This window comes from Chitinophaga agri (genome assembly GCF_010093065.1).
In the GTDB taxonomy this organism is placed as follows: Bacteria; Bacteroidota; Bacteroidia; order Chitinophagales; family Chitinophagaceae; genus Chitinophaga; species Chitinophaga agri.
This window is the reverse complement of record NZ_CP048113.1, coordinates 7,686,850-7,702,614: the sequence shown is the minus strand read 5'-3', so window position 1 is coordinate 7,702,614 and position 15,765 is coordinate 7,686,850. Positions and strand designations below refer to the sequence as shown.

Genomic DNA, 15,765 nt, shown 5'->3' with positions numbered 1-15,765 from the left:
TAAATAAAATAGTCGTTTAAAAATTAGGGGTCTATGCGGAAGGATTACATACTGGAAATGATCGAAGAACTGGGAAGGGTGCTGAGGGCGGTTATCAGTATGAAAAGAAGCGAGCCTGCCAGGGCTCTGGAGAGCATTCGTACTGTCTTTAAAGCCACAAAATTTGAGTCAAAGGAATCATTTGATAGACTTACTGTCAATGAGCTGGAGGCATTTATTGCGGACAATAACGTGCATCTACAGACGCTGGACACCATTACTGACCTGCTGTTTGAAGAAGCCGATATCAGACTGGACCATGGAGCATATGAGCCGTTACAACGGCTGATGGCTAAACTGGATTTCCTGGTCACCTATCTCTCTAAGCGGGAGGCAGCACTAAAGGTCATTTCTCTCAAGCGGGGCCCACAAAAGGACAGGCTCCGTTTCCTGCGGGAGAGTATGCAATAAAAAAAGCGTATGCGGTTACACATACGCTTTGTTATTCATTACTTCAGCCTGCCTGATAAAGGCACCAGTTTAGCTGACAGGTCCGGATCTTTCATGTCAGCGTCCAGTGGGAACATCGGGCGTTCTATCCTTTTATAGGGTAAACGGCTCAGGTCCTGGTCCACACCTCCTGGTGTAAGTGCCAGTATCCAGTCGGCCCGCATGGCATACAGTTCCGGCTCCAGGTACCCTATCTTCACGACTACAATATCCGATTTACGTGGATTGAGCCCCAGTCTGGTGAAATCTTTCTCTTTATGATAGGGTTTACGTTTCTGTGTAACGATCACATGTACACTACCTACTTTTACCACAACTTCTACTACAGCGTCCCTGTCTCCTTTTTCTATCGCTTCTACCGTGCCGTTTAATCTGACAGGCGGTGCGTAACGGGCATCAACTGCTGCTCCGGCATAGCCATCCACGTGACCGCCTACACCGGCAGCGATGGCTTTCTCCACCAGTTCAGGCCCCGGGATGGATGCGTAGATCAGTGACGGACCATTTTCGGACTGGAATTCTTTACGGGCCAGGATCTCAGTCAGACTCCATGTCACGTCGCCGGCGCCACCGGCTGTAGGATTGTCTCCGGAGTCGCTGATAAAGAAAGGATGTTTGTTGCTGGCAACCGCCTTGTCCAGGCTCCCTTTCAGATCATCAACCGGCGCCACGAAAGCGTAGTCCTTACGCACTGCCCAAAAACTTTTGGCGAGTTGTTCTGCTGTCGCCGTAACCTTCTTTCTGTCATCTCCGGTCACCATCACAACCGCATGGTTACGTGGTTCATCCGCCCAGGCATATCCCACCCAGATAGCTGCATCTACTATACCTGGCTGTGCGGCAGCCGGTGCTACTGCCTTATAGACCGTTTTAGCGGGTTCTATGCGGGTGCTGGTCTTTTCCCCTGGTAAAAGCACCGGAACCGGGATCCAGGCTTTAAATGCCGGTTTTCCTTTACCCGTTTCTATACGTTCCAACAGGTTACGGACAGCACGCTGTTTAGTTTCCATAGCATCCTCATGAGGCGCCATTCTGTAACAGGTGATCAGATCTGTATTTTCTGCCAGTCTCCAGGAGACATTTCCATGCAGGTCCATAGATGTTGATATGATCGTCTTAGTGCCGATCACTTTTCTGATGCGCGTAATGAAGTCTCCCTCCGGATCATCCAGTCCCACAACACTCATAGCCCCATGAATGTCGAAGAACAATCCATCGTACGGTGCATTCTTCTTTAGCGAGTCCAGTACCTTATTTACCAGCGACTCATAGGCTTCACGGGTTACGGCACCTCCAGGCAGGGACTTGCCCACCAGTGCAGGCACCCATACGGCCCTGCTTCTCAGGGGAGAATCGACCGCAAAAAACGGATAGGCGCCAAATACCTCCGCACCGTAGCGGGCGTGAAAGGCTTCTTCGTTTGTCAATGCAGGAGAAAATGTGCTGGATTCAATTCCCAGTCCCGCAATCGCGATCCGGGGCAGTTTCTTTTGCTGTGCATGCACCGTCAGGGAGACGATCGCAGAACAGGACACCATTAGCAGAAATATGCGCTTCATATATAGATTTTAGCTGATTAACATCGCCTGAGCAAGCGCTGTCAAGTTAGCTAAAAAGGCTGGCAGTTCCTGATGATGAATTAACAATTAATAACCAGTATTTAATATTTATGCTGCTAATATATAGGCTATCGTCCGTTCCGGAGGAACAACCGAGTGGGGGAATCATTTATAGATTTTACCTTCTTTGTTAAACTCTCTCACCAAGCCTTCTTCCAGGTCCGTTGCCGATACCGGCAGGATCTGTCCGTTATACTGCATATTCTTCAGGAAACAGTACTGTGCTACGTTGATAATAGATGCACCTGATATCTCATGCGTAGCAGCCACTTTTTCCAGGATACCTTCCTTTTCCATCATACTATCCGGCAGGATCATCTTCCATAGTTGCAGGCGTTCGGCCTGATTAGGCATCGGGAACTGTATGATCGACTGAAAACGCCGCGAAAAAGCAGGATCAATATTATTCCTGAAGTTAGAAGCAAGGATCACCAGTCCGTTGTAGTTCTCGATACGCTGTAACAGATACGAAATCTCCTGATTTGCATATTTGTCGTGCGCATCACGGATATTGGTACGTTTACCGAACAAAGCGTCGGCTTCATCAAAAAAAAGTATCCAGTTTTTATGCTCCGCCCTGTCAAACAGCGAGGACAAATTCTTTTCTGTCTCCCCAATAAACTTGGAGACCACCAGTGATAAGTCAATACGAAATACGTCCAGGTCTTCTGCTACACCTTCAGGGTCTTCCGCCGGGTCGCGTTTGCCCAGCAGACAGGCAGATAATGTTTTACCGGTACCGGGAGGTCCGTAAAACAATGCCCTGAAACCGGGTTTCAGCCGTTTATTAGTTGCCCGCAGCTGATGTTTCACCCTCAGCCATTTCTTCAATTCATGCAACTGCTCCATCGTTTGTGGATTTACTACCAGGTCAGCCCAATCCAGCGGTGTAGTGATACTTTCTGCCGGAAAGTCATTTCCGAACCGTGGCTTTGCATAACTGCCCGTCAGGAACAGATCGATGTACTCCTGCGACAACACAATCTTCCCGCTCATTACCGGCTCTCCCTGTTCGGGCTTATCCAGCCAGAGTACGTGTCGCTTAGCAAATACGTGTGATTCGCTAAAGTATGCCATTTTCTCTATGCGGCCAGACAGATCAGTGCCCGCGAGCAGAAAGAGAAAAGTATCTCCTGTAGGTAATAGTCCCCTGAACTGTGTTCCCTTTACACAGCCGATCAGGGGAAAGTCTCCTTTATCCACCAGGAATTCATTGATCACTTCCTCAAAAAACACAGCATTCACATGAGGTGCAATGGCCATCACCAGTAACAGCTGGGCTTCTTTGTCCAGCTGGTTCTCGTTGATAAATTTCACGATCGGTGCATCCGTCCAGGATGTACCAGGTGTGAGATCAGGATCAGGTATAACAGGAATAACGTTATTCTCCGGGCCGAAATACTGCGCCAGGCGTTTCCTCATTTCGTCACGCAGCCAGGATAAAAACTCCTGTAAGACATGCGCATTCTTTTGATTATCGATCATAATATTTGTAAACACTTATTTCATCGCAGCAGGTGACTGCGGATTATCATTTTGATGGAGCGGCTGGAGCAGGCGCCGGTGCGGGCACTGCGGCAGGAGGATCTGTTACATCGTCCGTGTCCTTTTTACTTTTCGCCATCATGTCTTTCACATAGGCGTCAAATTTGACATCCCACTTTGCTTTCAGCGCATCAAACTCTGCCTGGGACACTGGCTTTTTAATAACAATTTCCGGGAACTTATGCGACTTGATGTAGTTCATAAAATCAATGCCATGATTACCTTCATGAAAGCCCAGTGATTTATTTCCCTTATCCTTATCAGATTTGATATGCCCGCGGCCATATCCTGAATCACTTTTAGAAGTCACATCAGCGCCATATACGGTTTCAATGATCAGCGTCTTGGAAATTGAGACCTTAGTTATCTCACCTTTACCATTTGTAGTAAAATTGATATAAGTAGAGATATCACCTTTTGTTTCTGCTTTGTTAGGTGCAATATTATCCTCCTCGGTTGCCTTTCTGTCGGGTTTCACCTGCACCTTGAAGCTACCAACGGGAAACTCAGCGATCTCTGATTTCTCATCCGGCTTTACACCTTCGGGCAGCGGCGTAGAGATCTCACGCTGTATACCAGGAGCGGTATGTCCTGCAGCAGGTGAGGTCTGTTTACCTTCTGCGGCAGGTGCAGCACCCTGTTGGACCACATGTGTCAGTTCGTGTGCCAGCAAATGTTTACCGGCGGCGGAATCAGTATCGTATCTACCGTTATTAAAATACACATCATTACCGTGTGTAAATGCCTGGGCGCCCAGTTCCCTGTTCAGTTCAGCCGCCTTTTCTCCTGTATGGATACGCACATTACTGAAGTCTGCTCCGATGGCCGTTCCCATCTCCTTTTTCATCGCCGGAGACATTGGACTGCCATTCCCCTGCTGTTCCCTTAACTGCTGCGCAAGCTGATCGCTGCCTTCTTCCGTTGCCTGTGAAACATTTTTCTTCGTCATTACAGATGGTTTCCCACCCTTTTCCTTATCATCTTTCTCTTCTTTGATCACCTCATCGGCGGCAGGCTTTTTTTCGGGTTCTTCTTTTTTCTGCACGGGTTTCTTCTCTTCTTCTTGCTTCTCAGGCGCAGCTCTATCATCTTTTTTCTGAACCGGCTTTTCTTCCTCTTTCTTAGACGGCAACTGTTCAGGTTTTTTCTCTTCTTTATCTCCAGGAGGGGCATCCTTCTTCTGTACGGGGACTTCCTCTTCTTTGTCCCGTCTCTTCTGCACCTTCTTTTCGTCTTCTTTCTTTTCCGGCATTGCCTGCACGGCAGATATCTCTTTCCGTTGTACGCCATTACCTTTAGCTGATGGCTGATTAACTACCTTATCGGCAACGGCATCGGCTTCTCTCTCATATTTATCACCCGGCTGACCAACGGCCAGCTTAGGCTGAAAGAACGCATCTGTTTTTGTTTGTACCGCGTTGTGCGCAGGAGTAAAGAACGGTCCTTCCTTCGCATCTGTATTTTCGGGGTTACGATGTCTGCGATAGCGACGACTATTACTCGTTTTCATATCTATCGTTTTAAAATTGGGGCTATTGTGCTGCCGTTGTCACCAGACGTCCGGCTATCTCTGTTGCCAGCGCGCGATAATCTTTCGCACCATTGGCATTACTATCCAATGAGAATATATCCTTCGCCTGTTCCTGTGCTTTGGCAAGAGATATATTGCTACGTATCGATGTTTCCAGTACTTTATCAGGATACATCTCATGAAGACGGGCACGCACGTCCCTATGCATGCTCTTATGTTCGTCGAATTTTGTCAATACGATACCAAGGACTTCCAGCTTCTTATTCAGCTGTTTCTTTATCAGTTGTACGTTCTTCATAAATCGCTGCACCCCTTTGAATGGCAGGAACTCTGCCGGCAGCGGCATCAGTACGTAATCACTGGCGGCGAGTGCATTGACTGTAAGCATGCCTACCGCGGGCGGACAATCAATCACAATAATATCATATTCATCCCCTAACTGAACTAGTATCTGGTTGAGCAGTTGCTCACGACCGTACATACTTACCAACTCCAGTTCGGCGCTGGCCAGTTCAAGGTTAGCGGGAATGAGCGGTAATATGCTGGTATTAACAATCGCATGCTGTACATCAGTGAGTTCGCCGGTAGCGGCCTGTTTCAGCAATTCATAAATACTCAGGTCTGAATCGTCCGCAATACCCAGTGACTGGGTCAGATTCGCCTGGGGATCGAGATCAATGAGCAGCACGTTCTTTCCCATACGCTGGAGGGCGGCTGCAAGGTTCAATGCGGTGGTGGTTTTGCCTGAACCTCCTTTTTGTATGGCAACGGACAGAACGATCATGGGGTCGAATTAAACAGGTAATTGATCACTAAATAGGTTGTATCCTGATTGACTTTTCGGTGGGATACCATTTGACAACACCACCTTCGGCAAGGCTATCAGCGATAAAATAATTGGCGCGCAGTAGTGCCAGTCTTTCCCACAATTCATCATTGCTCGGGAGTTGGTGAGCATAGGCCATCTTAATCGTATCGGCTATAGCGTCTAAAGTTACAGCTTCACCCGCCCTCTTTATCAGGCGTAATATCCGGAGATTGATATCATCTACTGCGGACATATTATAGAACCAGACACTTCCATTTTTCTCCTGCTCCGTCTCCAGTATCTTCAGCAATACACCAATTGAATGAATCAGATTGTGACTATCATTCCTGATATCCATGTCGTATCTCTTTCCATACAGCATCGTAAATGTAGAAGGTGATGCAGGAGGCTCAAATGTAGCTAATTTTTCATCGAGGTTCTTTTTGACTGCAACGATCAGTAGTAAGCCATCATTGCCTTTTATCACAAAATCGGCCTGACCAAGCAGGTTATCAGGTACGCTCAGACCCGGCGTATTGTAAATGATATCATTGACCTCAGTGAATAAAGGCCAGTAGCTGTTCAGTTCCAGCATATCATTCGTATGTTCAGAGCAGATATATACTTTCCTATACTTCATATTATTATTTAGCATCAGGGTCTGGTTCAAAGATAACTTCTACTGTTCTAATATTATGAGGATGACCTGGGTTGAGTGCATTATCAGGTTTCTTTTCTTTCCATGGCTTATTATACAGCTCCTGGAAATATGCTGCATCACCACGTATTATATTTATTGGAACGTCCTTCACCCTGTATTTGAATTTCCTGGTCAACTGTCTTCCGGTCCATGTCAGGAGCGCGGCTTCCTTTTCCGACATGGAGGGCAGTAATTCAATGAATTTCGCCAGGTTATCGGACCATCCAAAGTAATTCGTTTTATATTCCTGTCTGTTAGCATTCCACTGTGCCCGGATCTCCTTATGTGTCTCTTTATAATGCTTGATGGCCATATCGAGCATCGTGGTTCCTACGCCCTTGATACCGGCCGCTTCGATCTCCCTGGTAACATGCAGGTCCAGGAACATTTGCTTATTTATAACTTTAGCTATATTATGTCCATTATCAGGGCGTATAAAAAATTCCTTTACGAATGATACATAAGCGCCTTGCTTGATAAGACCTGTATATATAAATTCTATGTAAGTACTAAATACATCTTTCTCAATCCTGAAACCGCCCTTTAATCCACCCTCTTTTTTGCTCTCGGTTATAATCTGATTAAGCAGTGTATGAAATGCCTTCGGTTCTTCTTCCATCTCAAAGATCTTCTCGATCACGGATTCCCCTACTATTCCTGTAGCAGTTGCCAATAGCTTCTTACAATCCGCCACCTTAACGGTACCATACATCATTTTTTCGATCCGTGCATTCAGTTTTTCTTTATCAGCTCCGGTAATGACAGGCTTCTTATCCTTCGCCCGCTGTACATACAGATACTCCCAGTGCTTTGCATCTTTACCACCATTCAGTACACTAATAGACTTGAATACGTTACTGTGCTTCTGCTGCGCTTTATGTGCAACCTCCTTCGCTTCATCTTCACCCATCTTACCATCTCCTGCTATATCAGCATCTATTTTCTTCACATCAGTGATTGCCAGATCGAGCTGTTTCTCCTTCTCCTTGTCGACACCTTTCGTATCCTTATCCTCACCTGCTTTCATGTCTGCTTTCACCTTTACAGACTGCTTGTTAGGTTTCCCCTTAATGACACCTGTCACCATCCAGACATCTCCTTTCGGTTCGAATGTGATACCCGGAGTATTATGTTGTTTCTTTATACCTTCAATAGCAGCAGTCAGCTCAGCACGCGTCATCGGCTTGTGCCCTTCGAGCGCTTTTACTTTCTGCATAGCAGCAGCGAAGTTCTTCATCTGATCCGGATCAGCCTTATCAGTACCTTTATCCTTACCCTTGCCTTTACCGCCGGGGCCACCTGCACCTCCTTTACCGGGAGCCTTGCCCGCAGCAGGCTTACCAGGAGCAGCGGCAGGTGGTGGTGTACCTGCAGCCGGAGCAGCACTTGCAGCGCCACCGTCTACGAATTTACCTGGTTTTTCCTTCTCTCCCGCACCGCCCTTCTTTGGCACATTATCATCGACCAGGTCGGTCATAAATTTGGCACCATCAAACTTCGCTTCACTGAAGCTCACTTCAGGTACTTTCCCGGAACCAAGGACGTATTCCATATCTGCACCGATACCAAATTCACCTGGTAAAGGATATTCGAGTGCACCGATCGGCCAGGTCCATTTCTCATCAGGTAACGGAGACCACCATGGACTATCGAGTTCTACGAACAGGTCTCCGCTCAATCCCAGGAACGGCTGTGCCGCTATCTCCATATGTCCTTTAAAGAAGAACTCACCAGGATCCCGGTAGCCAATGGTCGGACGCGCATCGACATATCCCTTGACACCCGCATCAGCGTTTAGTCCAACACCTAGTTTAATATCGTGACCTGCCAGCTCTATTCCTGCACCACCTTCTGCCCGCAGGCGCAACCCTGCATAAGCAGACATGTTGAGTGAGCCCGACATGGTAATACTCTTCGCCACATCAGGGTTGGTAGAGTAAGTACCCGCCACTTCTATGTTATAGATCTTCGCAGGCCCCACTTTCGCCATCGCGATCAATGCGACATTTGCAAAGACAAACACGTTACCAATTACCGGCAGACCATACGCTGCACGGGCTTCCAGTTTGAATAACTCTTTGCTGTAGTCTTTCTGCTGGAACAGAATAATTTCTTTCGGAGGAGCAATCTTACCCACTACCGTCACACAACCCTTACCATCAACAATCACATTCACACTACCTGCGAACCATTCGGTCATGTTAAAGGTCAATGTACCCATGCCAGCCAGCCCTCGGGGACCTTTGCCTTCCGCAGCGGGCACTGATTCCGGAATAACAGCATCTTCTGCCGGCGCGCCTCCAAGTTGAGTGACCGCAAAGGTATCCGCGGTCTTCTTATCCGTCATCATCAACATGATAGAGCCGCTAAGCCTATCGCCTGAATAGCCTACCTGTCCTTTTACATCCAGCACACCTTCCCGGAACTGCGCATTCACCTCTCCGGAGAAGCCTTTAAAGCTTACCGCGAATGCACCTTCACCCGACATTTTATCTTCCAGTAATGTAATATCCAGACTACCGTTAGCCACTCCGTTAATATCTATCTCTGCCACCACATGAGCCGTTGGTTTCATATTCACAAAACCGAGGTCCATTGTGGCAGTCGCAAATCCACCTACCTTCACTTTTGTACCATTCAGCGTAAAAGTGAAGGTGCCATTTTCGAAGGTATTTGTCGCCTTGGATAAAACATTTTCTACATCAATTCCTGTAAGCCAGCCCAATGCCTTTCCATGCTTACGTAACCATTGCGGAATGGCCTCTGGTGCATTACTCTTGCCGATGGTCGCAAAACCACTTACCTCACCACTGGCCACTCTTACGGCTAGCACCGGATTTGCAGCACTGAACATTGGCATGTTCAACGGGAGGTAAGCATTCTTCAGGCTTTCAAACACGCCTTCCTTTTCTCTCACTTTGATGACACCTGCACCTGCTATCTTGCCGCCACCGATGTTCACCTCTATACCTTTATGCTTCGACGCTCTGATCTCCTCCGCCAGTTTTGCAGAAGGATTGAATTTACCGCCGGAAACATCTACCACTTCTCCGGATGCTACTGAAGGAGTAGCTGCTGCCGCCTTAACAGGAGCACATTGTATCGTATTACCAGCACCTGTGGAGGCAGGATCTGTCTTCCTCTGCACGGCAGCATCCTCCAGCCCGTCCCTTGTTGTCAATTTCTCCGCATCATCGCTCTTTCTTTCGCCTTCAGGCGCTGCCTTCTTTTGAATAGCAGCCCCCTGCTGGACCGTATGCGTTAACTCATGCGCGAGCAAATGCCGGCCAGTACTACTGGTGGCATCAAATTTATTCTGATTGAAGTAGATGTCATTTCCATGCGTGAAGGCCTGTGCCTCCAGCTCGCTGCTCAATGCAGCCGCTTCGGTACCTGTATGCACCCTGACGCCGCTAAAATCGGCTCCAATAGCAGACTCCATGGCAGTCCGTGTATCAGAAGGCAATGGAGCACCTCCACCTTTCGTTTGTTGCAAACGCTGCTCCAGGTTATTACTTCCGCTGGTCTTCGCATCAGGAGTTGCGGCGCTCGCAGCTTCCTTCTTCTGGATATCATCCGGCGGATCACCCATACTATCAAATATAGGTTTACGTTGCACTTTTTTCTCTTCGGTCTGTATATCCTCCTCTTTGTTCTCGACCTCTTTCAGCTGTACTGCTCCATGCTGCGCCGCAGAAGATGGCACTGTACCAGCTGGCACGGTAGTGGCCTTCGGAACAACAGGAGCCGGAGCAGGCTGACTCATTCGCTGTACTACTTTATCGGCTACCTGGTCAGCCTGTTTCTCATAATGGTCATCTGGTTTTCCAATGCTAAGTTTCCGTTGAACGAAAAAGGATTCATCCGATGTGGTAGTTTCACCCAAAAACTTGCTGTCAGCTCCTTTATCTTTATTGAAAAAGGATCCGCCCGCAGGCTGTTGCCGCGTTTTTGCAGTAGTGCTCTTATTATCGGTAGCTTTGATCATTTGTCCTTGATCGGGGTGTTAATAATCATACATCTCATATGGCATAAGGGGTTAAAACATAATTACAGCTCAGATCCATACCGTCTTTATCAGCCATGGCATCCATGACAATCCGACCACACTAAAACCCCATGGCAAACGGTTAAGCAACATATCATATGCCTGCCGTGTGACGTACAATTGCCATTCTTCCTCCTTCCATTCCAGTTTTCCTTCCCGTAGCAGGAAATTTCCACGCAAACCATCTGGAGAAGTATTACCCAATGCATTCCAATGGGTAATCACAGCTGTCAGTAGTTGATCCGCTTCTTCTTTCTCAACGTCCGACAGCGGAACAAACCGTTTGATCGGCTCCGCCGGCGTAATACCGCACAATAACTTGGGGAGTACAAGATCATATTCAGGAATATCGCCCTCTCCATAAGCCATATACCCTACTAGCTGCACCGCCTTATGTCTGGCTGCCGCGTCTTTGAATTCGCGGCCTTCTCTTAGTCCCAGGGCATCAAAACAGTACGATAAATAAGGGTGCAGTAGTATCAGGCCTGCATTATTGATATAATACACGGTACCTTCTTCGGGAAGATGTCCTGGTAGCCGATCATCCTTTTCTGGCACTTTATTATCACTAAATGTTTCACTATCCGTTGCTGCATAAGCCTCCTTTCTCTCAACGTCTGACTTTTCAGGGTGTGTTTTAAACGGGGCGGTACCTTCTGCTGATGCGTTATCTGGCTGTATTGATGAGCGCTTATTATCTTTCATCCCGGTTCCTTCTCCATCTGCAGCAGATTTCCTCTTCACCTGCCGCTGATGCAGGTCGGCCGGCCCTCTTTCTGTATGTGCATTCTTCTCTGCCGATGGCTGCTGCATCTTTCCGCCATCTTGTTCCATCAACTGTCTTTCTGCATCGTTACCTCTGCTAAATTGCTGCCTGCGCACGGACAGTTCCCCACCATAACGTCCTGCTACTGCGGCGACTGCCTCATGGACTGTTACGGGCATTTTTACGCCAGCTATAGCCACCCTTTCGAGCGCAAAAAGATAATCCGGCAGTTCTTTTCCGGAACCCAGTAGACGTATCAGCTGCTCCAGCAATGCCGGATGACTGATCGTTTTGCCGGTGACCACGATTTCTCTGATCAGCCACTCCATGACACGCTCCGCATAAATGGTATGCTCCGGCAATACAGGCGGCATAGATCGTATCGACTTAAATTGTTGCTCTAGTGCATTGGCAAACCGTGTACTGAAAACAAATGTTTCCCATTCTTCCATCAGTACCAGCGACTGCCGGTGTGCACCCGCGCTACAGGCTAATATCCAGTTATAAATGAAGCCCCGGGAGAACTGTATGACCAGTCGTCTGACAGCATATGAATGATCCACAAACAACTGCTGACATCTGCGCAAAGCCGGTGTTTCCGTGGCCAGTGCCGTCAATATACCCGCTTCCCATTCCTCCTGTTCCCACTTCACGGCGGAAGATGGCAATACGCCGTGCTCCATAAAATGCAACCAGCTGTCAAAGTGTCCCTGTACCAGCGGACGCCTTTGTAATTGCAGCCCGGGTGAACCGGTTGTCAGCATGCCCTGGAAATGTTTACGCAGATAGGTGATCACCAGTTCCGGCAGATCTTCACGTAATGCCTGTATGCTGCAACTACCCAGATCAATTTCCAGCTTATCTATCTGTAACAACGTATCTGGATCAGCCCAACCGTCCAGCAGCTCCGCCAGCATCGGCACCAGCTCAGTATTGCAGCGCGTGCTCAACGCCCCCTGAAGAGAAAAAGCCTCCTCCCTGGAAGGCAATTGCACCTCCACCACCAGTTTTCTTATAGCATGTTGTTGTTCCATCAGGCAATCAACCCTTTATATGCTGCCACTGTTTTTTCATTCTCCTGTGTGATGATACCCGCATCAGTCCATATTTGTGCCCATTGCTGCGCACCGTCCTTCTGTGCGCCGACTGATTCGCCCGCAGCCTTGATCAGCTTCTTTGCAATGGCCGGCACTTTATCGGGTGAAGCTACGACGAGCCTGTCTATGTAGTACGCAGTTGCATAGATCAGCAGCTTTATGACCTGCGTTTTCTGTGCTACCTTCAGTTTAGTAAACCCTGTTTGTAAAGTGGCCTGCAGCTTCTCGTAAGCTGTATGCAGGTCCTCTGGTGCTCCACCGGCCAGCAGGAAAGCTTTTGTATCTGCCCAGCGACTATCTGCCAGCAGGCTATCATCTTCTTTAGACATCGCATTCACACCACTACGGTAACTCAGAATACGCTTATTGAATACAGCTGCATCTATTGTGCTGCCAGCTGCACCATGCCCGGTGGCGGGCGACGGACTAACATCCCTGTTCACCGGAACAGGCTGTGGCGCTGTAGACACCCTGGTGTGTATATCCAGGATCGCTAATCCCTTCTCACAATCTTCTATATCTTCAAATGTATACCGCAACTGATATAAACCTGTCTGCGGCTGCTTGATGGCCAGCGTCAGATGTTCTTTATCTTCCTTCCAGTTAATATCATATTCCGTCGGATCAAGCTCCTGCTCATTATCATTCTGTTTTAATACCATTGCGAAACTACCACCATAAGGGAACGCTTCTATACCCAGTTCTGACTGCTGACTAACATCCCAGTCAACGACTGGCTTGCCATTACTGGTCACCTGTACCTTTCCCTGCGGACAGATCGTCATCTCGATAGCATATTTACTACTCATACCTTCCCGTGAAGCAGTGAGTGTAATGGTGAAGACTACTCCATCCTCTACCAGTAATTCAAACTTACCCGGCTCATTGATATCGGAGGTATCCGTTTCTTTTAATACGGTGCCTTCATAGTCTTTCAGCGTCCAGCGATAGGTGTCTGCACGCAGCGACTCATTTTTTAGCACAACAGCTGTACCCTGTCCTTCCGGCAGATGTGTCTGTTCTTCAATAGAGAATAATGCTACCGGTGGCGCTTCCTGTAGTACCAGGTTAATAGAAGGCCTGTCAGAGCAGCAGGTATAAGGAAGGCAGAAATCGGCCAGTACCTGGTAATTACCCAGTTCCTCCACCATACTGATGCCGGCCGCCTGATCACTCAGCATGAGTTTAACGAGGCTGGACTTTTTCTCTTCAGAAAGGAACGCCGGATCAGTTTTCCCACATACAAGAATCAGTGTACCTCCCTTAGGCACGCCACCATTGTGTTCTATACCCGGATGTTTTTCTGCGAACAAATGAAACAACAGGTTACCTGCCAGTTCTTCCTTGCGGCGCACATACTCCACATATACCGCATACAGTGATGTTAAGTGAGAGCGGCAGCAGGTCTTATCTTCATCAAAACAAAAATTATCGCTGTCACAAAGTTCACGCAGCTTTTCATCAAGGTCTTTCGTACCATCAAACAACAATACCAGCGCTTCAAACATGGACCCGATATCATTCCGGTCGAATTTCCTCCTGAAGATGCGTATCTCGAACTCATCAGAGCAGGTACGTGCACAGCGGATATCATTAACGATCTTCTCCAATATGACTGTCAGGTCGCTGAAAGTAGCTGAACGCTCCTTTATCAGTTGTGTCATATCATCCTTTGCTCCCAGGTACAACACCTTAATATCAAAAGGGAGATGTAGCTCGCGGCGTTGTGCTTCGATCGCGTCCATCGTCGGATCAATGAGTGCGCCGGTATGCCCTTTTATTCTGAAGAACTCATATCCGTCCATATTAGCCAGCAGGTAGCTGCGGTCCCGGTCATCCTTAATACCTGGTATCGTACTATGACGTCCGCTGCGGGTCAGTTCAGCACTCCAGCTTTCTGCCAGTGTTGCCGGATCTTTATAATAGAAGGGTATCGCCCGTTTAGACAACTCTCTGTTGATACCAGCATCAGGCGTAAAACCAACAGTCGTGGGCGGGAAGCCAGTGGCATCCTGAAAACGGGTATGTGCTGTATCCACGAGGTACACTAGCCGTTCAATCAGCTGTTTAGGCTTCTGAAGTGCATTCACGCTTAGATCCGCAAATGGTGGACGGTACAATCCAATGCGATATTTCACACCCTGTTCTCCCCGTATACTACCCAAAGAAATATATTGTTCGAAGCGGTCTTTTGCAGGCAGATAAGATAAATAACTAAACAGGTCTGTCGATACCAGCTCCTGATAAGCGGCGATCAGGTCCCTGTAGTAATCATACAACCAGGGGTACAATATGCCACCGCCGTTCTCTACGTACGCTCTCAATGTCTCCAGCACATTGCCAACACCAGTGAATGGATTAACAGGGTCTAATCCCAGCTTATCCTTCACCTGATCGTACATCATCTTAAAAGACGTTGCGATCAGCGGCTCCGCTGCTTTACATACAGCCTCAAAGCCATCACTAACCTTCCCCCAATCAGTGAAACCAGCAAATGATATAAGCGGTTTATTATTTTCTTCCGTATAGCCAAACCGGTTAATAAACGGGTCGTCCCCCAGTGTGTTACTGCTAACACTGATCATCCACTTCTTCAGCTCATTGGGATCAATATCATTTTTGTCAACCAGGACTGCCTGCACCGTATTTGTCTGAGAGGTTTCACTTACGTCCTGACCATACAGGCAACTATCCTCGCTGGCAGTCTTTTCTGTCATGACCAGGAAAATGAGATACGTCCTGGCATCAGGTGTCCCGTTCGGATTATCAGGGTCGACACCTGTGATACGATACACCAGTTTATTATGATTCTCCTCTCCTGTACTCAACAAACCTACTGTAGGCGTCTTGGTGAGCAGTGGGATCTGCACATCACTAACACTTCTAAATATGATCTCTTTCTCCAGCGAAAACAGCTTACCGTCGGATGTTACTGCCGCCCCCGGAGAGAGACGGATGGCACCATTTTGCTGATCAATTGTCACCTCCAATCCATAAAATATTCCAGCACCTTCCAGATACATGCGGGTATCCATGATCTCACTTTTGGCAAAATTGACGATCCCGGTCAGACTGCTACTCTTCAACTGCTGCCCCTTTTTGAAAATCGGGAAAGAGGTAGAATTATTAATTATCATTTTGTGAAGAATTTTATTTTAGTTA

Annotated in this window: 9 protein-coding genes; 1 reads left to right on the top strand and 8 read right to left on the bottom strand. The window is 47.8% G+C overall.

Annotated features, from left to right (window positions below; all coding sequences use genetic code 11):
* The first annotated feature begins 33 nt into the window (after nucleotides 1-33).
* Entirely contained in the window at nucleotides 34-450 is a 417-nt protein-coding gene (locus tag GWR21_RS30245) for a hypothetical protein (RefSeq protein WP_162335418.1), read from the top strand.
* A gap of 38 nt (nucleotides 451-488) precedes the next feature.
* Here GWR21_RS30245 and GWR21_RS30240 read toward each other — a convergent pair whose 3' ends face one another.
* The 8 genes from GWR21_RS30240 to GWR21_RS30205 all read right to left on the bottom strand — a co-directional run bounded on the left by GWR21_RS30240 (nucleotide 489) and on the right by GWR21_RS30205 (nucleotide 15,740).
* Nucleotides 489-2,048: a M81 family metallopeptidase gene (locus GWR21_RS30240; RefSeq protein WP_162335417.1), complete on the bottom strand. Its 1,560-nt coding sequence runs from the start codon at nucleotides 2,046-2,048 to the stop codon at nucleotides 489-491.
* Between the two features lie 165 nt (nucleotides 2,049-2,213).
* Complete coding sequence (locus GWR21_RS30235; protein ID WP_162335416.1) at nucleotides 2,214-3,593, bottom strand: ATP-binding protein; 1,380 nt, start codon at nucleotides 3,591-3,593, stop codon at nucleotides 2,214-2,216.
* Nucleotides 3,594-3,639: 46 nt separating this feature from the next.
* Nucleotides 3,640-5,163, bottom strand: a complete 1,524-nt coding sequence (locus tag GWR21_RS30230; RefSeq protein WP_162335415.1) for an eCIS core domain-containing protein — start codon at nucleotides 5,161-5,163, stop codon at nucleotides 3,640-3,642.
* Nucleotides 5,164-5,185: 22 nt separating this feature from the next.
* Nucleotides 5,186-5,968 carry a ParA family protein gene (locus GWR21_RS30225; protein ID WP_162335414.1) on the bottom strand — a complete coding sequence of 261 codons (783 nt, stop codon included), beginning with the start codon at nucleotides 5,966-5,968 and terminating at the stop codon, nucleotides 5,186-5,188.
* 28 nt (nucleotides 5,969-5,996) lie between these two features.
* Nucleotides 5,997-6,632 carry a hypothetical protein gene (locus GWR21_RS30220; protein ID WP_162335413.1) on the bottom strand — a complete coding sequence of 212 codons (636 nt, stop codon included), beginning with the start codon at nucleotides 6,630-6,632 and terminating at the stop codon, nucleotides 5,997-5,999.
* Nucleotides 6,633-6,636: 4 nt separating this feature from the next.
* Nucleotides 6,637-10,680 (bottom strand): eCIS core domain-containing protein, encoded by a 4,044-nt coding sequence (locus GWR21_RS30215; RefSeq protein ID WP_162335412.1) that lies wholly within the window; start codon nucleotides 10,678-10,680, stop codon nucleotides 6,637-6,639.
* A gap of 69 nt (nucleotides 10,681-10,749) precedes the next feature.
* A complete protein-coding gene (locus tag GWR21_RS30210) occupies nucleotides 10,750-12,540 on the bottom strand; it encodes a contractile injection system tape measure protein (RefSeq protein ID WP_162335411.1) in 1,791 nt (596 codons plus the stop codon).
* Nucleotides 12,540-15,740: a hypothetical protein gene (locus GWR21_RS30205; RefSeq protein ID WP_162335410.1), complete on the bottom strand. Its 3,201-nt coding sequence runs from the start codon at nucleotides 15,738-15,740 to the stop codon at nucleotides 12,540-12,542. Before GWR21_RS30205 ends, GWR21_RS30210 begins: the two co-directional genes overlap by 1 nt.
* Nucleotides 15,741-15,765 lie beyond the last annotated feature (25 nt).